We start from the raw sequence: 16489 nt of genomic DNA on the forward strand, positions 1-16489 counted from the left end.
CAAGGCCACGCTGGCGCTAGAGCCAGAGCAGCGATCCAGAAAAGCCGGCATTGCCGCCGCTAGTATCAACGTTATGAGAATTGTCATGTTCAACAAAGTTACCCATCGGTTTATGGTCCTTGTTTGGGTTGGGCTGGTGGTTGAACCATGTAATCAGGGATTCTAATTTGTATATATCGTCCAACTGCTGCGCGCAGCTGTAACGTGTCATGCGAGCAGGCGAGACAACCAATCCGCCAGTCCTTGTCCGATCAGATGGGCGCTACTTTCTTCGTGCCGGAGGTGAATGCCCAATGCAGATATCAAACACTTCGAGATTTTGGGTGGTCTGACGGCACCATTCAACCTTTTATGCCAAAGGTACCTCAAGGTGTGCCTTTAACATGAGGATCGGCGTACGGGTTTCACCCAGCCAACAGCTATAAGAAATGGCAATGTCATGCACCTCCGTCGGCCCTACTCTGATCGGAATTTAGCACGGCCACACCCGAACAGCTTTTCGGCTGCGCGCCGATGAGTAGGGTGCATGATACTGTGCCATTTCTTGCGCAGTCGAGTGCCAATCGTATTGTTTGGAATTGATCACCAGAAAATCCCAGTTGGCGCGAGATTATCGAGGGGACCACATCGAAGGGAACGATTCCGTCGAGCCGCGCTAAAAGCAAAAAAGGAAAGTATGCGCTGACTGCGTATTGATCTTACTCAAGTCAATTTCTACTTTGGTAAATTCATTTAATGCGTTCACTGATAGCTTTGCGCTGGAGACAAGTCTGAGACGGATGTCAAGCAAATGTTAAACCTATCCCATTTCGCGATTTTTACCTGATCAAGGCGTGCACGGCAGACTGGAGACAAACCGACAGGATACCGCTATTCAGCGAAGCGAATAATCCGCAATCGCGCATCGCATTTCTAGCAAAGAAAGTACTGTCGTCGCAGCATTTACCAGCCCGCGGATATTTCGATCCCAAGGCACTTTCCATTAAAAAGCCCTGTGCATTTCACGTCCTCGCGGCGCCATGGAAGTTCTCTGCTTCCGCGTTTGCAGCGCGAAGCATGAAGGCGTGTTCTGAAGCGACGAAGATCATGGTCACCCCATAGTCGCGCAGCTTGTGTCCGGCTTCTGCGCTGGCTGCAAAGGTCATCAGCGTCTTTCCATGTGCTTTGGCTGCATCGCCCGAGCGTCGCATTGCATCAAGAACCTGTGGGTCGGACTGATCAGTCACGCCGTAGCACACCGCAAGATCCGCAGGCCCTACAAAAACCCCGTCGATGCCCTCGGTCGCGGCGATATCATCGACTTCTGCGACGCCTTCTGGTTCTTCGATTTGGGCAATGATAATTGTCTCTTCTTCGCTTTGCTTGAGGACATCAGCCATGGATCGAGTCGCAAACCCTGCCCACCGGGTTGATCCGGCATAGCCGCGACCACCATGGCCAAAACGACCCTCGCGCGCAATGCGACGGGCCTTTTCGGCGCTGTCAACATGCGGCACAACAATACCTGTCGCGCCACTGTCGAGCGCCTTGAGAATCTCGTCCGCCGACCCAGTCGGCACCCGCACCAACGTCGGCAACCCCAGAGCCCGGGCGACGGCGAGGCAAACATCCAACCGACCCCGGTCAAAGGGTGCGTGTTCCGCATCCAGGCACAAGAAGTCCAGTTTTGACTTGGCAATTATCTCGACCAGTTCATGGGCTGGTGTCTTGAGAAACGTTCCGACGAGAGGCTCGCCAGAAAGCATGCGTTGTTTGAAATTCATGGGAAAGTCCTGACGGTTTTGTTTGGGCGGCACATGGCAATTGGCAGCCAAGCGGTTTGGAAACATCGGCCATAGCGTAGAGCATTGACGTTGGCAGGGCCAGACTATCGAACAGTCGTTATTGCGTTTTCACCCGAAACGCTGTTCTTGTCGAGGCTTGCCGGTAGTGTTGGCAGGCGCAACTCTGAAAAGGTGTTCTCATGGTATTCGATATCCGTTCCAAACGCTTCACAGATCTGGTGCACCCTGACGCTCAACTGGAAGAAATCGCTAGCGGTCTGGGGTTTACCGAAGGGCCAATATGGCACCCCGAAGAGCATTGGCTGGTATTCTCGGACATTCAGGAGAGTCATCAATACAAGTGGAGCGAGGGTGAGGGAGTTCGCGTTTTTCGCACCCCATCCAACCAAGCAAACGGAAATTGCTTCGACAAAAGCGGGGCAGTGATCTCTTGCGAGCACGCCAGTTCGCATTTGGTACGCCATGATCACGGCGGCAAGCGGGTTACTTCGATCGCCACGCATTTTGATGGCAAAGAACTCAACAGCCCCAACGATGTTATCTGCGACTCGCACGGTCGGATTTGGTTCACTGATCCCAGTTTTGGTCGTATCCGAGAGGATCTTGGCATTCTGAGAGAGCAGGAACTGCCGGTGCAAGGCGTGTTCCGGCTGGATCCCGACGGCACGTTACACCTTGTCGCGGATGATTTTCAGCAACCCAACGGGTTGTGTTTGTCAGCTGACGAAACAAGGCTGTTTGTCAATGACAGTTGGGGTGGCCATATCCGCATCTTTGATGTCGCCGCTGATGGCTCACTGACCGGTGGGGTGGTCTGGGCCGATGTTGTTGGCGATGGGGAAGGGGTACCGGACGGTATGAAGTGCACCCGCGACGGCCAGATTTTGTGCAATGGTCCCGGCGGTGTACATCTGTTTGATGCCCAAGCGCACTGCCTTGGTGTCATTCTGACGCCGCAGAAATCTACCAACTTCTGCTTTGGTGGGGCCGGGTTCAGCATGCTGTACATCACTGCCTGCACGTCCGTTTACCGTATTCCGACCAACATGACGGGTCTGGCCATGATCTAAAGGCCCACTCGCGCCATGCGGTCCAGAATATCGACACCCTGTTGCTTCCAGAAATGAAGCAGATCGATGAAAATCCAGTTCTCGGCCAGTTTATCACCTTTGCGACGATAAATGTCTATCACCCGGAACTCACCGGCTTTGTCAGTGGCAGGCATTCCCATGAACCCGCCGGTTGGTCGGGCGGTAAAGTTCGGCCAGCCAAAAAAGCCGCCATAGTGGCCCTCGGCCATGCGGCAGATATGGTTGGTTTTTGACCGGTCGGCAAACCCAGCACGGAACGGGCCAGCGTGTTGTTTGGCGTAACGTTCGATTGTGTAGGTCGCACCGATACCGGATGGCCCCCACCAGATCATGTCTTCGCACCATGTGCGGCGCAACTCATCTTCAAGGCTGAGCCCGCTGTCCCACCGCCCAAGATCGGAGATCATCGCGTTGATAGCGGCCAATGTCTTTTGGCCGTCTTCGGCGGGTTGAGGCGTGAACATCAGGCCGTCATGGGTCATGGGCCCGGGCTGGACAAGTTGTGCGGCGGTCTGCGGCGGGAAGGGCTGCAACCCGGCCTGAATCATGAAATGCGGGATGTCGAAATACATCGCGGTTTCGACAATCTTACCTTTCTCAATCCTGTTGAACTCGCAATAGCGCAGTAAGGCCATTTTTCCGGTTGGCGCAATGCCCAGCCAGTCCTTGTCGAACAGCCCCATGAGATGGCCCATCGAAACAACCCAGACTGAATTGAACCCGTCGATTTCATTTTGACCAGCCATGAACACGTCCATCCGACGCTGCAAGTTAGTTAGGCTGTGATTCAGCGGCTGCCAGAATTTTTGCGCCACGTTGCTAGCGCCACGCAGCTCGTTGAACGGGTGAAAGCCGCGCCACAGGAGGTCCTCGGCGCAATACTCAGCGATCACATCAGAGTGGGCTGATTCCTCTGCATCGCTCAGAGCTTTGTAGAAGTTCAGGACAATTTCTTTCTCGGCTTCGTAAGACATATCTTTTACTTTCAATGCTTTGCCCGGAGGGAAGCGTCAGTCTTTAGCAAGATTGCGGGCGCTTTTGCATTCGCTTGCAAAAAATACTTGCCAGATGTTCCTTTGGATGTCTATGCTTTTGCAAACGTATGCACTCAGGTGCAACTGGGAGGACAGTATGGCCGAGATTCAACTGCGCAATGTTGGAAAACGTTGGGGTTCGTTTGTTGGAGTGGACAATTTCGACCTGACAATATCCGACAAGGAATTTCTGGTGCTCCTCGGCCCGTCGGGTTGTGGCAAGACCACGACGATGCGCATGATCGCAGGTTTGGAAGACGCAAGCGAGGGTGATATTCTGATCGACGGTACCCGCGTCAACGATATGGAGCCAAAAGACCGCGACGTCGCGATGGTGTTCCAGTCTTACGCTTTGTATCCGAACATGAATGTCTACGAGAACATTCGTTTCCCGCTGAGGGTACGTGGCATCGACGCTTCCACCCATGACGAAAAAGTGCGCCGTGCGTCGGCGATGGTAGAGTTGGACGACTTTCTGCATCGTAAGCCGGCAGAGCTGTCAGGTGGGCAACGTCAACGGGTGGCTCTGGCGCGTGCGATTGTACGCGAGCCCAACGTGTTCCTGATGGATGAGCCGTTGTCCAACCTTGACGCAAAACTGCGTGTTTCGACTCGCGCGCAGATCAAGAACCTTAGCCATGAACTGGCGGTGACTACGATTTATGTGACACATGACCAGATCGAGGCGATGACACTGGCCGATCGCGTGGTGATCATGAAGCAGGGTGTTGTCCAACAGGTTGGCTCTCCGACGGCGATCTACGACGAGCCTGCGAACACGTTTGTCGCCAGCTTTATCGGCAACCCGGCGATGAACCTGGTTGATGGCGATGTTCAGGGCGGTGTGTTCCGCGCGCAGAATACCGAAGTGCATGGTCTGAATGCTCCGGATGGCCCAATAACTTTGGGTTTCCGCGCCGAGGACGCCAATGTCGTAGAAAGCGGGGGCGAGATTAACGCGCCCATCTATACGCAGGAATTGCTGGGCGATAGCACCATGGTCTCGGTTCGGATCGGCGGAGCGCTGGTCTCGGTCAAGGCCGACAAAACCTATCGTGCTGAAATCGACGATCAGGTGTCGATTCATATCCATACCGATCACTGTCACCTGTTCGATGCGCAAACCGGCGCGCGCCTTGAGATCTGAGAGACGAAAACCAATCCCGCAATGACGGGACAATCTCGGGTGCAGGCTTCGAAGATGCACCCAATCACCTAGGGAGGAATCAAAATGTTTCTAAAGAAAATCGCATTGGCCGGGTCACTGACCGCCTTTGCTTCGAGCGCGGGTTATGCCTGCGAGATCACGGATCGGGTCAACATCGTCGGCAACGAATTTGCCGCCATTCAGGCTGTGGCCGCTGCTGCAAAGGAATGCACGGGCGCATCTGTTGAATCCAACCTGACATCCGAACACCAAACCATCAACGTCGCCGGTCTGTCGGGTAATCCGTCGGAATACACCTCAGCCATCATCGCCAACAGCTCGATTGTGGCGTTGATGAATGAAGACGTTATCCGACCGCTCAATGACCTGGTCGAAAAACATGGTCAGAACCTGCAGCCGGGACAATTGATCAAGATCGGCGATGACATCATGGCCATCGCCTTCATGGCCAATGCTCAGCACCTGATGTACCGCAAGGACGTTCTGGAACAGGCAGGCGTCGAAGTGCCAACCACGTATGAAGAACTGCTCGAGGCGGCCGAAGCCATTCGCGCGCAGGGCATAATGCAAAACCCGGTTGGTGGTGCTTACGCTGCGGGATGGAATCTGGCGCAGGAATTCAACAACATGTTCCTTGGCTATGGAGGTACTCATTTCAAGCCCGGCAGCGCAGAGCCCAACGTCAATACCGAGGCCGGTGTCAAAGCGCTGAACATGATGAAGGCTTTGTCCGAGTATATGAACCCCGACTTTCTAACCCATGATTCCAATGCCACCAACGCGGAATACCGCGCGGGCAATGTGGCGATCATGAATATGTGGGGGTCACGGGCGTCACAGCAGACCACAACCGAAGGTGTCTTGCAGGAAGTAATTGATGGCCATGCAATTGCAGCGCCGCTGACCGTGGGTGGCGGCACGACTCCGGCCTCGACCCTTTGGTGGGACGGATGGACCGTCGGCAAGAACATCTCGGATGAAGAGGCTGAGGCGACTTTTGTCGCGATGACGCATGGCGTCCGCCCCGAAATGTTGAACGATGAAACCACGCCGCTGGCAGTCTGGTTGATCGAAGGGTACGAACCTGCAGACGACGCGCAGGGTGTATTTGACGCTGCCAAAATGGGCACGACGCCTTATCCGATGCTGCCCTACATGGGTTTGATGCACAGTGCACTCGGCAATGAACTTGCCGATTTCATGCAGGGCAAGGAAAGCGCTGAACAGGCGCTGGCCGATGTCGAGGCCGCCTATCGCGCCGCGGCAATCGAACAGGGCTTCCTACAGTAAAACGCCCCTCGCGGGTGCCCAATTCGGGCACCCGCCCAATCAAGCCGACACGGGAATTGCGACATGCGCCATAAGACATTCCTTTGGTTTTTCCTGCCCACAGGACTTGCAATGCTGCTGTTCATTGCAATGCCCATCGTCTCGGTGGTGATCCAATCCATTTATGCCCCACACCCGGCGGTTCTGGTGGAAGTCGAAAACTGTACTCCGCTTGTCGGATGCACAACCGAGACCACCATCGATCAGGAAGCCACCGCAGCGCTTCGCGCCGAACAACCATTGGGCAGATTTGTCGGGCTAGATATCTACTTTGATCGCGGCCACCTGGCGATACAGGAGGTTGGCGAAATCTGGGCGGCGAGCGATACGTGGGGCGACCTTTTCTCAGAGGTCGGAAACCTGCCCTTCTATCGTGCCATGGCCTTTACGCTGACCTTCACATTCATTGTGACACCCCTCACGATCATTCTGGGGCTGGTGATTGCGCTGGCGGTCAACTCACTGCATCGGCACCTCAAGGGTTTGATGATCTTCTTCTCGCTCTTGCCCATGATTGTGACACCGCTGATCGGCTCGCTCATTCTGTTTTGGATGATTGACAGTCGTGGCGTCATCGGCAACGCCCTTGTAAACTTGGCCGGAGATCCGGATTTCAGTCTAAAGGCTTCGACCGGGCTGATGTGGGTGGCGCTGATGGTTTATGGCGTCTGGAGCTCGGCCCCCTTTGCCTTCGTGGTGTTCTACGCCGGTTTGCAAACTTTACCCAAAGATCAGATCGAGGCTGCCCAGATCGATGGGGCAACCCGCTGGCAACAGGTTAAATTCGTGGTTGTTCCCCATCTCATGCCACTGGTTACGTTTGTTGCGCTGATCCAGTTGATGGATAATTTCAAAGTGTTCGAACCGATTATCGGCTTCAGCGCCGGTGCCCATGCGCAATCGCTCAGCACTTTCATCTTCAACGACCTCGGCGGTGAAACGCGACAGCTGTCCTCTGCAGCCGCTACGTCTGTGATCACGATTATCGGGGTCGCCATTCTGTTGTCGCCCGTGCTTGTCCGCACCTGGCGTGACTTCAAAGGAGCAAGATAACATGGCCAGTCGTGCGCAAAGAATGCCCAAAAGCCTTCGGATTGCTTCGTCGCTTTTTGTGATCCTTTGGTTCATCCTGGCCGCTTTCCCGTTCCTCTGGACGGTTTGGGGGTCGTTCAAGGTAGAGCTGGATTTCTTCTCGATCGCCGATTGGACCAACGCTCTAACCGGCGCGCGGACCGAGGCAGTTTATGGCTCACCCTTTACCACCACCGGTTACGAAGGGGCTTGGATTCAGGAAGAATTTTGGCGGAATGTTCTGAACACGGGGATCGTTTGCGTCTTTGTGGTAGCCATCTCGCTGACCATCGGAACGCTGGGTGGCTATGCGCTTTCGCGGTCGAGCTATAACTACACATTCTGGCTTTTGATCACGGCGCTGATCTTCCGCGCAATGCCGCCGATCACGTTGGTTTCGGGTTATCTGTTGCCCTTCTTTGAATGGAATATCTGGGGGATACTTCCGACGACAATTATCGTACTTGTCGCGATCAATCAGCCGTTCACCCTGTGGATGCTACACGCCTTCTTCAAGAACATCCCCAGCGAGCTTGACGAAAGCGCAAAGGTCGACGGCTGCAACCAGTTTCAGGCCTTCCGCCGCGTGATCATTCCGGTGATGTGGCCGGGTGTGATCACCACGGGGCTGTTCTCGTTTCTTCTGGCCTATAACGACTTTGCCGTTGGGGCGATGCTGTTGTCAGAAAGCAACCGCACAATGGTTCCAGCCATCGCCGCGTTCCTTGGTACGACGCAAACCGAGGGCAACGTAATGTTCGCCGTTGCGGCCGTGGTTTCTGCGACGGTTCCGCTGTTCATCTTGGTGATGTTCTTCCAGCGTCAGATTGTGGGCGGTTTGACCGCCGGGGCTGTGAAAGGCTGACGCTGATGGGACGCACGCATCCTCAGTCCGTATTTGCCCATGCGCACGCCGCCAGCCTGAATATGGCTGCGTGCCGGGCAAGGCGACCAGGGCGAATTCCTTTTGCTTTGATGCGCGCAGGGCCTTGCGGGACGTTTCTCCGCAGACGCCTTGAACAGATCCTACAGAGACAAAGTTAATGGAACGCCTCGACCGTAAACCCTTTCTGAATTTCATCGCCGCGCAACGCCATCCAGGCAATTTCCGGCCAGCCTATGAGGGGTTCTTCGCCCCCGGTGCACATGTCAACGTGGTGCATCCTTTCAACGAGGTCGCGGGTGGCCTCGGGCTGCACGATCACGTCATCGCCCCGCTCGCAGCCTCCTTCGATGGGCTTTTTCGGCGCGACGATATCGTCATGGCCGGTATATCTGATGGACAGGGCTGGATCAGCGCCACCGGCTATTTCGTCGGTCGGTTTTCGCGCGACTGGCTTGGTATCCGCGCCACAGGTGAGCTTGCCTATCTGCGCTTCGGCGAGTTCCACCGCATGCAGGATGGCAAGGCGGTGGAGAGCTATATCTTCTTCGATATTCCAGAACTGATGCTGGCTGCAGGGCAATGGCCGATCACCGATAGCCCGGGCAAGACCCGTGGCTTCACCGGGATGATTCAGGGTCCAGCAAGCCATGATGGCATCTTGACCACGCCGCAAGACCCAGTCGAGGGGGCCAAGAGCTATCGTATGGTCACAGAAATGCTGGCCAAGCTTGCCACCAAGAACGAGGCCTGGCGCCCGTTCTGGCATGACAACATGGTCTGGTACGGCCCCGGCGCCTTCGGTTCTTTCGTCGGGCTCGAGAGTTTTGCAAGCTTCCAGGTGCCTTTCGAGGCCACCTTCGAAGGTTGGTCCGGAGGTAGTACGGGAAATGGCATGACTACGCATTTCACCCGCTTCGGCGAAGGCAATTACGTATGCTCGGGTGGCTGGCCTTCCTTGACTGGTGTCCAGGTGAAACCCTTCCTCGACCAGCCCGCAAGCGGAAAACGCGTCTTCATGCGGGTCTGCGACTGGTGGCGTCGAGAGGACGATCTGTTGGTCGAAAACTGGGTTTTCGTCGACATCCCGCATGTGTTGTTGCAGCTGGGATATGACCTTTTTGTCGACATCGCCGAGCAAGCCGCATGAGCAGCTCTGCAAGACATAACGCCGTTGGCCGCCACCCGGCGCTCAACCGGATGCCGAGGGATTTTCTGTCAGCTGATTGAGCTACCCGATGAAGACAGAATTTCTATTGGCACCAATACAAGGATGAGAAAGATGAAGGGTTCCCGCCCGGAACAGGCCGTGCTGACACGTGATACGGACCTCGACAAAACAGAAGACACCCGCCGTGTGATTGAAACCATGGTGGATGGTCTGAACGATCACCGCATAGATGACATCGGCGAATTCTTCTCGGAAGGCTTCCGCTGGATGGGCAATGAGGGCTGTGGCACAAAAACTGGCCTGAAAGAGTTTCAGGACAATTGGCAACGCCCGTTTCAGGCGGCTTTTTCGGACAAGACCTGCATCGACGAAGCGCGCCTTTACATGGGCGAATGGGCGGCTGCGTTTGGTCGACAGGAAGCAACCCATTCGGGTGAGTTCCTGGGGATCGCCCCCACCGGAAAGCGGGTCGAGATCCGATATATGGATTTCTGGAAAGTGGTCGACGGCAAGATCGTCGACAATTGGGTGAATGTCGATTTCGCGCATGTAGCGGCACAGCTGGGTGTCGATCTGTTTAACGGCGAAGGCTGGGAAGCATTTGACCGGGGTGAGAAGTCTCCGCCCCGGCCTGAAACTAAGGATTAGGACAATGACAATCGAGTATCTGAAACGTGGTAAGTCCGATGCTGACCGAGCCGAGGATGACGCCAAAACACGCGCTGTCGTCGAAGCGACACTGAAAGACATCGAAACACGTGGCGATGCTGCGGTACGCGAGCTAAGCGAGAAGTTCGATAACTATTCGCCAGCATCGTTTCGGTTGTCTCAAGACCAGATCGACGACCTGATCAATCAGCTGACGGATCGAGAGCTGGCGGACATCAAATTCGCGCAGGAACAAGTGCGCAACTTTGCACAAGCTCAGCGCGACTCGATGCTGGATATCGAAGTTGAGACTCTGCCGGGCGTCATTTTGGGCCACAAGAACATCCCCGTACAATCGGTGGGCTGTTATGTGCCCGGCGGCAAATTCCCGATGGTGGCCTCGGCGCATATGTCGGTGGCGACGGCCTCGGTGGCGGGCGTGCCGCGCATCATCGCCTGCACCCCTCCGTTTCAGGGCAAACCCAATGCAGCGGTGATCGCCGCCATGTATTTGGGTGGGGCGCATGAGATTTACGTGATGGGCGGCATTCAGGCTATCGGCGCCATGGCGTTGGGAACCGAGACGATTGATCCAGTCCACATGCTTGTCGGTCCGGGCAACGCGTTTGTCGCAGAAGCCAAGCGACAGCTTTTCGGCCGCGTCGGTATCGACCTGTTCGCCGGCCCGACCGAGACCATGGTAATCGCAGATGAGACCGCCGCAGACGCAGAGCTGTGCGCGACCGATCTTCTGGGTCAGGCCGAACATGGTTATAACAGCCCCTGCGTTTTGCTGACCAACTCGCGCAAACTGGCCGAGGACACGATGGCCGAGGTCGACCGGCTGCTGGGCATTCTGCCGACCGCGGGCACCGCAAAAGTATCGTGGGAGGAATATGGCGAAGTGATCGTCTGCGACACGTATGATGAGATGCTGCGGGTTGCTGATGACATTGCATCTGAACATGTGCAGGTCATGACCGATCGCGACGACTGGTTCCTTGAGAACATGACTTGTTACGGCGCACTGTTCCTTGGCCCGCGTACCAATGTCTCGAACGGTGATAAGGTAATTGGCACCAATCACACGCTACCTACCAAAAAAGCTGGCCGCTATACTGGTGGTCTATGGGTGGGTAAATATCTGAAAACACATAGCTATCAAAAGGTTATGACTGATGAGGCGGCAACCTTGATCGGCGAATATGGCTCGCGCCTATGTATGCTCGAAGGTTTTGTGGGGCACGCCGAGCAATGTAACGTCCGCGTACGGCGTTACGGCGGCATCAATGTCCCCTACGGCGCGCCTGCACCTTATAGGGACGCCGCAGAATGAGTGACAGGCATACTGAGCACAAGACCCTGATCGCACAGGTCAGGGCTGCGATGTATGACTTTACCGAAGCCGGTGTCCGGCAGGCGTTGGATCAGATTTGTTCTCCCGACGCTGTGTTCCATCTGAGCTATCCGTTTGGCGACACCAATGGGAGTAGTGCTTATTACGATTGTTGCTATCGCGATCTTCTGACCGCATGGCCCGATCTTGAGCGCCGCGATTATATCGTCATGGCTGGACCTGATGAATTCGGGGCTGATTGGGTTGGATGCGGCGGGTACTATACCGGCACTTTCGCGGGGCCATGGCTGGAGATTCCGCCGACAGGCCATCAGGTCACCATGCGGTTTCACGAGTTTTACCGGATCGAAAATGGCAAAGTCGCCGAGGTGCAGGCGCTTTGGGATATCCCCGAAGTGATGATGCAAGCGCAGGCCTGGCCCATGGCACCCGGTTTGGGGCGGGAATGGCATGTTCCGGGACCAGCGACGCAGGACGGGCTGGTGCCCGGCCCGTATGACAAGGCCAAGGGCAAAGAGACCTGCCAGCACATTGTCGACATGCTAGATCATCTGACCAAACATCCCGTAGAAGGTGGTCCGGAGGTGATGGAGTTGGAGCGGTTCTGGCATCCTCGGATGAACTGGTACGGCCCCTCGGGGATCGGCACAGGGCGGGGTATCGCGGGGTTCCGTAATTGGCATCAGATTCCATTCCTCAACGCAATGCCGGATCGCGGGCAGGATGTAGATGACATCACCTGTCATTTCTTTGGCGACGGTGACTATGCGGCTGTTACGGGTTGGCCCAACATGATCCAGACTGTCACCAATGATGGCTGGATGGGGATTGCACCGTCGGGCAAGAAGATCACGCTGCGCAGCCTCGATTTCTGGCGGCTTGAAAATGGCAAGATTCGCGAGAACTGGGTTTTAGTTGATCTGCTGGATACCTATCGCCAGCTGGGTGTTGACGTCTTTGCCCGTTTGCGAGAGTTCAACAAGGCGCGCGTTCCGGGCCGCATTCCATTTCCGGTTGGCGAGGTCTGATATGTCCCAATTTCCCAGCACCCCAAGTTTCAATCTTAACGGCAAACGCGCATTGGTCGCGGGCGCGTCGTCCGGTATCGGCATGGCCTGTGCCGTAGCACTGGCAGAGCATGGTGCCGAAGTGACACTGGCGGCGCGGCGCAAGGATGCGTTGCAGGATCTGGCAACAGAGATGAACGCTCGGGGATGGTTGGCGAATATACTTGAACTGGATGTTTCTGACGTTGCAGGCACTGCTGATGCTGTGGCGCAAAACGGGCCATTTGATATCCTGCTGAACTCAGCCGGTCTGGCCCGACACAGCAGGGCCGTAGACACACGGCCCGAGGATTTTGATGCGGTAATGGATGTCAATGTCCGAGGGGCCTATTTTCTGACCCAAGCGGTGGCGAAAGGACTGTTAGAAGCTGGGCGCCCCGGATCGCTGATGAACATCTCCAGCCAGATGGGCCATGTAGGCGGGCGGGAAAGGGCCGTCTATTGCGCGTCAAAATTCGCAGTCGAAGGCTTTTCCAAGGCGATGGCGTTGGAGTTCGGTCCTGCAAAAATTCGGGTCAACACGATCTGCCCAACTTTTATTCTGACCGATTTGACCAAGTCGACTTTTGATGACCCGGACAAGCGCGCATGGATATTGGACAAGATCAAGTTGGGCCGCCCGGGCGAGATCGAAGACATCATGGGGGCAGTGGTTTATCTTGCCTCGGATGCATCGGCTTTGGTGACGGGCACCGCGTTGATGATAGACGGAGGTTGGACAGCAGACTGATGGCGGCGCAAAAAGTTACATCCATGGAGGTCGCCCGCCTCGCCGGGGTCAGCCAGTCTGCCGTTAGCCGTGTGTTCACTCCGGGGGCGTCAGCCTCGAAGAAGACGATTGAAAAGGTGCGTCAGGCCGCCAAGCAACTGGGCTATCGGCCGAACGTCCTTGCGCGTGCCGTAGTGTCCGGCAAAAGCCGGATCATTGGGCTTGTTGTGGCGTATCTGAATAATCAGTTTTATCCTGAAGCACTGGAAAGGTTGACGAACACGCTGCAGGAGCGCGGCTACCATGTGATGATATTCATGGCGTCGAACCAAGCCGAAAACGTCGATAGCGTGGTCGAGGAATTGCTCGACTTTCAAGTCGACGGCATAATCGCGGCATCGGTGGCCCTGTCGTCGACCTTGTATGAACGTTGTCGGACCGTTGGCGTACCGATGGTGTTGTTCAATCGGGCACAGGATGACCTCACTATGTCATCGGTTACATCCGACAATGTCGCCGGTGGCCGAAAGGCAGCCGAGTTTCTGCTGGCTGGCGGTCATGAGAAGATCGGATATATCGCCGGATGGGAGGGCGCTTCGACCCAACGCGATCGCGAAGCGGGATTCGTATCGGCCCTGCAAGAGGCGGGTGTCAAACTGCACGCCCGTGGAGCCGGGAACTTCATCGCTGAACAGGCGCGTGAGGCAACGCTACGCATGTTCGCGTCCGATCCACCGGACGCTGTGTTCGTGGCCAATGATCACATGGCGATCTCTGTGATGGACACGCTGCGGTTCGAGTTGGGCCTGCAAATTCCGGCCGATGTCTCGGTTCTGGGATATGACGATGTCGCCGTTGCCTCTTGGCCAGCCTACAATCTGACAACTATTCGTCAGCCTGCCAATCGGATGGTTGCCGAAACCGTCGATATTCTACTTAGCAAGATCGAAAATCCCGCTGCTGCGCCGCGCCGCACCGAGATTGACGGACCTTTGATCGTTCGCGGCTCCGCCCGCATACCTGAAGGATGGAAGACATGAAGGGATTTGATCCCAAATTCAAAGATTTCCCGGATTATATCATCGGCATCACCAAAGAGATTTGGGAAGACCGTGGCATTGCGACTCTGCATCAATATTACAGCCCAGACATCGTCGTCCGCTCGCCCGGTTCGGTTGTGTTGGGTAACCAGAATGTCATTGGTGCAACAATGGCCACGTTGGCCGAGTTCCCCGACCGTCAGCTGCTGGGCGAGGATGTGATCTGGTCGGGCACCCCGGAAGAAGGCATGCTGAGCTCGCATCGTATCCTGTCGACCGCCACGCATCGGGGCAATGGTGTCTATGGCAAAGCCACCGGAACACGCTTGCGATACCGAATTCTGGCCGACTGCCACGCCATCGACAACATGATCGATGACGAATGGCTGATCCGAGATCAGGGTGCGATTGTCCGGCAAATGGGCTGGGATCCCAAGGAATATGCCGCCGATCTGATAGCGCGTGAAGGTGGGGCCGAGGCCAGTGTGAAGCCTCTGTCACCCAAGAACGACATCGAAGGCCCCTACAAGGGGTACGGCAATGACAATGAATGGGGACACCGCCACGCGGATCTGCTGACACGGATAATGAATGCAGATATGGGCGCGATTGAACGAGAGTATGACCGAGGCGTGCAGACCGAATATCCCGGCGGTGTCACTGGCCATGGCTGGGATTCGGCTGATCGGTTCTGGATGTCTTTGCGTGCAGCCATGCCAAGCGCAACCTTCACCATCCATCATCAGATCGGGCGCGATGATCCGAATATGCCGCCCCGCTCGGCCCTGCGCTGGAGCTTGCATGGCAAGCATGACGGTTGGGGCGTGTTCGGGAAACCAACAGGTGCTGAGTTGTATGTGCTCGGGATCAGCCATGCCGAATGGGGCGAGTTGGTTGGAGGCGACATCAGGCTGCGACGCGAATGGACCTTGTTCGATGAAACCGCGGTCTGGAAACAGCTTCTGTTGGAAACCGGGGATCTCTGATGCCTCAAACGCGCGTCGCATTGGATGCCAGTGAAGGAACCCGGCGGTACCATGGCCACCGGGCGTCCTTGCGGGCGCGGCGGCTGAATAATCGCCCTCCGGGTGCATGAGGATCGAGACCTCTTGTACCAATTCAATGAACGGAGACTATTATGAGCACGATCCAACAACGCATTGTCCGCTACGGCGAACTGCAGCCTTGTAAAACCGCATTTATTGACGCGCACACGCCCGGTTCGGACCAGAAGGAAAACTTTACCATCGTAGGCGGTGGCGTATCCGAAAGCCCCGATCAGCATGTCCACATCACCGACAAAATCGGCTTCAATATTGGCGCGGCGGGGCAACCTCCGAAATGCCGGAATTCGCTGCACAGCCACACCACGGCCGAGGTGTTCTTTGTCGCCAAAGGACGTTGGCGGTTCTTTTGGGGTCGCTATGGCACTGCGGGTGAGTTTATTGCCGAGGAAGGTGACATATTTAACATTCCAACTGGCATCTTTCGCGGTTTCGAAAATGTCGGGCAGGATTATGGGATGATCATGTCGATCCTGGGCGGCGATGATGCGGGTGGCGGTGTCACCTGGGCACCACAGGTGATCGAAGACGCGCAGGCGCATGGGCTGATGCTGGGCGACAATGGCGTGCTGTATGACAGCAAGAAGGGTCAGGAACTGCCCCACAACGTGCGCCCCATGCCGCTGCTGACCGAAGAAGAGCTTAAGAGCTATCCGGAAGTTCCGGTCGAAGATGTTATCGGCAAATATGTGGCACGCTATTGGGATCTGATGGCGCTTTCCGCTAAAAAGCCAGCCAAAGTTATTGGCGAAGATGCCCTGATCAAGGATAAGCCGGGGTTTGAGGTCGATTTCCTCGGGCGCGGCTCTTGTTTGAACGAACCCGTCGCGGCGCATATGCCCGTCGTCCTCATGCCTGCGAGTGGTCATTGGCGGATTACAGTCGATGGCTATGAAACAACTTTGTCCGCAGGCGATACAGCGCTGGTTCTGTCAAGTGAAAGCTACAGTATCGTGCCCTCAATGACCGGAGAGGCCGGTCTGTATCGTATCACGGCAACGGACGATCCCGCCGGTGCTACCTGGACCGGTGCATAAAGGCAAAGTTGCGCGCTCCGATCTCCTTCGGGGCGC

The 16489-nt window shown here is 56.0% G+C and carries 16 protein-coding genes; 13 read left to right on the forward strand and 3 right to left on the reverse strand.

The annotated features are described in order from the left end of the window. Positions 1-16: 16 nt before the first annotated feature. Together AC2TEM_RS05435 and AC2TEM_RS05440 are read right to left on the reverse strand one after the other, a co-directional pair. On the reverse strand, positions 17-211 hold the full coding sequence (locus AC2TEM_RS05435; protein ID WP_170422621.1) for a hypothetical protein: 195 nt from the start codon (positions 209-211) through the stop codon (positions 17-19). A gap of 790 nt (positions 212-1001) precedes the next feature. Continuing rightward, positions 1002-1763 (reverse strand): aldolase/citrate lyase family protein, encoded by a 762-nt coding sequence (locus AC2TEM_RS05440; protein WP_170422623.1) that lies wholly within the window; start codon positions 1761-1763, stop codon positions 1002-1004. A 200-nt stretch (positions 1764-1963) separates the two neighbouring features. On the opposite strand from AC2TEM_RS05440, the gene AC2TEM_RS05445 reads away from it, so the two are divergent. Next, the gene (locus tag AC2TEM_RS05445) at positions 1964-2854 is read left to right on the forward strand and encodes an SMP-30/gluconolactonase/LRE family protein (protein ID WP_170422625.1); all 891 of its coding nucleotides are present in this window, start codon (positions 1964-1966) and stop codon (positions 2852-2854) included. Here the strand turns inward: AC2TEM_RS05445 and AC2TEM_RS05450 are convergent. Beyond that, positions 2851-3849 (reverse strand): ester cyclase, encoded by a 999-nt coding sequence (locus tag AC2TEM_RS05450; protein WP_170423225.1) that lies wholly within the window; start codon positions 3847-3849, stop codon positions 2851-2853. The genes AC2TEM_RS05445 and AC2TEM_RS05450 overlap by 4 nt on opposite strands. Before the next feature lie 157 nt (positions 3850-4006). Between AC2TEM_RS05450 and AC2TEM_RS05455 the strand changes: the two genes are divergently transcribed. The 12 genes from AC2TEM_RS05455 to AC2TEM_RS05510 all read left to right on the forward strand — a co-directional run bounded on the left by AC2TEM_RS05455 (position 4007) and on the right by AC2TEM_RS05510 (position 16453). Beyond that, positions 4007-5056, forward strand: a complete 1050-nt coding sequence (locus tag AC2TEM_RS05455) for an ABC transporter ATP-binding protein (RefSeq protein WP_170394099.1) — start codon at positions 4007-4009, stop codon at positions 5054-5056. Positions 5057-5140: 84 nt separating this feature from the next. Beyond that, entirely contained in the window at positions 5141-6367 is a 1227-nt protein-coding gene (locus AC2TEM_RS05460; protein ID WP_170422627.1) for an ABC transporter substrate-binding protein, read from the forward strand. Between the two features lie 63 nt (positions 6368-6430). Beyond that, positions 6431-7459: a carbohydrate ABC transporter permease gene (locus AC2TEM_RS05465; protein ID WP_170394095.1), complete on the forward strand. Its 1029-nt coding sequence runs from the start codon at positions 6431-6433 to the stop codon at positions 7457-7459. 1 nt (position 7460) lies between these two features. Continuing rightward, positions 7461-8342: a carbohydrate ABC transporter permease gene (locus tag AC2TEM_RS05470; RefSeq protein ID WP_170394093.1), complete on the forward strand. Its 882-nt coding sequence runs from the start codon at positions 7461-7463 to the stop codon at positions 8340-8342. A gap of 178 nt (positions 8343-8520) precedes the next feature. Then, a complete protein-coding gene (locus tag AC2TEM_RS05475) occupies positions 8521-9510 on the forward strand; it encodes a nuclear transport factor 2 family protein (RefSeq protein ID WP_170422628.1) in 990 nt (329 codons plus the stop codon). A 132-nt stretch (positions 9511-9642) separates the two neighbouring features. Then, positions 9643-10179, forward strand: a complete 537-nt coding sequence (locus tag AC2TEM_RS05480) for an ester cyclase (RefSeq protein ID WP_170394089.1) — start codon at positions 9643-9645, stop codon at positions 10177-10179. 4 nt (positions 10180-10183) lie between these two features. Next, entirely contained in the window at positions 10184-11515 is a 1332-nt protein-coding gene (gene hisD / locus AC2TEM_RS05485; RefSeq protein WP_170422630.1) for a histidinol dehydrogenase, read from the forward strand. Beyond that, positions 11512-12564, forward strand: coding sequence for an ester cyclase (locus AC2TEM_RS05490; RefSeq protein ID WP_170422631.1), 1053 nt, complete (start codon positions 11512-11514; stop codon positions 12562-12564). Before hisD ends, AC2TEM_RS05490 begins: the two co-directional genes overlap by 4 nt. A gap of 1 nt (position 12565) precedes the next feature. Then, entirely contained in the window at positions 12566-13333 is a 768-nt protein-coding gene (locus AC2TEM_RS05495) for an SDR family oxidoreductase (RefSeq protein WP_170422633.1), read from the forward strand. After that, positions 13333-14352 carry a LacI family DNA-binding transcriptional regulator gene (locus tag AC2TEM_RS05500; RefSeq protein WP_170422635.1) on the forward strand — a complete coding sequence of 340 codons (1020 nt, stop codon included), beginning with the start codon at positions 13333-13335 and terminating at the stop codon, positions 14350-14352. The genes AC2TEM_RS05495 and AC2TEM_RS05500 overlap by 1 nt, the downstream gene beginning before the upstream one ends. After that, positions 14349-15338 (forward strand): nuclear transport factor 2 family protein, encoded by a 990-nt coding sequence (locus AC2TEM_RS05505; RefSeq protein WP_170422637.1) that lies wholly within the window; start codon positions 14349-14351, stop codon positions 15336-15338. Before AC2TEM_RS05500 ends, AC2TEM_RS05505 begins: the two co-directional genes overlap by 4 nt. Positions 15339-15490: 152 nt before the next feature. Then, entirely contained in the window at positions 15491-16453 is a 963-nt protein-coding gene (locus tag AC2TEM_RS05510) for a cupin domain-containing protein (RefSeq protein ID WP_170422639.1), read from the forward strand. Positions 16454-16489: the final 36 nt, after the last annotated feature.

It is taken from the genome of Ruegeria sp. HKCCD3925, from assembly GCF_057221175.1.

What these genes read in the sequence shown, in the direction of transcription:
- AC2TEM_RS05445 (WP_170422625.1), top strand. Translation starts at nt 1,964, where the DNA reads ATGGTATTCGATATCCGTTCCAAACGCTTCACAGATCTGGTGCACCCT.
- AC2TEM_RS05450 (WP_170423225.1), bottom strand. Translation starts at nt 3,849, where the DNA reads ATGTCTTACGAAGCCGAGAAAGAAATTGTCCTGAACTTCTACAAAGCT.
- AC2TEM_RS05505 (WP_170422637.1), top strand. Translation starts at nt 14,349, where the DNA reads ATGAAGGGATTTGATCCCAAATTCAAAGATTTCCCGGATTATATCATC.
- AC2TEM_RS05500 (WP_170422635.1), top strand. Translation starts at nt 13,333, where the DNA reads ATGGCGGCGCAAAAAGTTACATCCATGGAGGTCGCCCGCCTCGCCGGG.
- AC2TEM_RS05490 (WP_170422631.1), top strand. Translation starts at nt 11,512, where the DNA reads ATGAGTGACAGGCATACTGAGCACAAGACCCTGATCGCACAGGTCAGG.
- AC2TEM_RS05475 (WP_170422628.1), top strand. Translation starts at nt 8,521, where the DNA reads ATGGAACGCCTCGACCGTAAACCCTTTCTGAATTTCATCGCCGCGCAA.
- AC2TEM_RS05455 (WP_170394099.1), top strand. Translation starts at nt 4,007, where the DNA reads ATGGCCGAGATTCAACTGCGCAATGTTGGAAAACGTTGGGGTTCGTTT.
- AC2TEM_RS05460 (WP_170422627.1), top strand. Translation starts at nt 5,141, where the DNA reads ATGTTTCTAAAGAAAATCGCATTGGCCGGGTCACTGACCGCCTTTGCT.
- AC2TEM_RS05510 (WP_170422639.1), top strand. Translation starts at nt 15,491, where the DNA reads ATGAGCACGATCCAACAACGCATTGTCCGCTACGGCGAACTGCAGCCT.
- AC2TEM_RS05465 (WP_170394095.1), top strand. Translation starts at nt 6,431, where the DNA reads ATGCGCCATAAGACATTCCTTTGGTTTTTCCTGCCCACAGGACTTGCA.
- AC2TEM_RS05480 (WP_170394089.1), top strand. Translation starts at nt 9,643, where the DNA reads ATGAAGGGTTCCCGCCCGGAACAGGCCGTGCTGACACGTGATACGGAC.
- AC2TEM_RS05495 (WP_170422633.1), top strand. Translation starts at nt 12,566, where the DNA reads ATGTCCCAATTTCCCAGCACCCCAAGTTTCAATCTTAACGGCAAACGC.
- AC2TEM_RS05470 (WP_170394093.1), top strand. Translation starts at nt 7,461, where the DNA reads ATGGCCAGTCGTGCGCAAAGAATGCCCAAAAGCCTTCGGATTGCTTCG.
- AC2TEM_RS05440 (WP_170422623.1), bottom strand. Translation starts at nt 1,763, where the DNA reads ATGAATTTCAAACAACGCATGCTTTCTGGCGAGCCTCTCGTCGGAACG.
- hisD (WP_170422630.1), top strand. Translation starts at nt 10,184, where the DNA reads ATGACAATCGAGTATCTGAAACGTGGTAAGTCCGATGCTGACCGAGCC.
- AC2TEM_RS05435 (WP_170422621.1), bottom strand. Translation starts at nt 211, where the DNA reads ATGACACGTTACAGCTGCGCGCAGCAGTTGGACGATATATACAAATTA.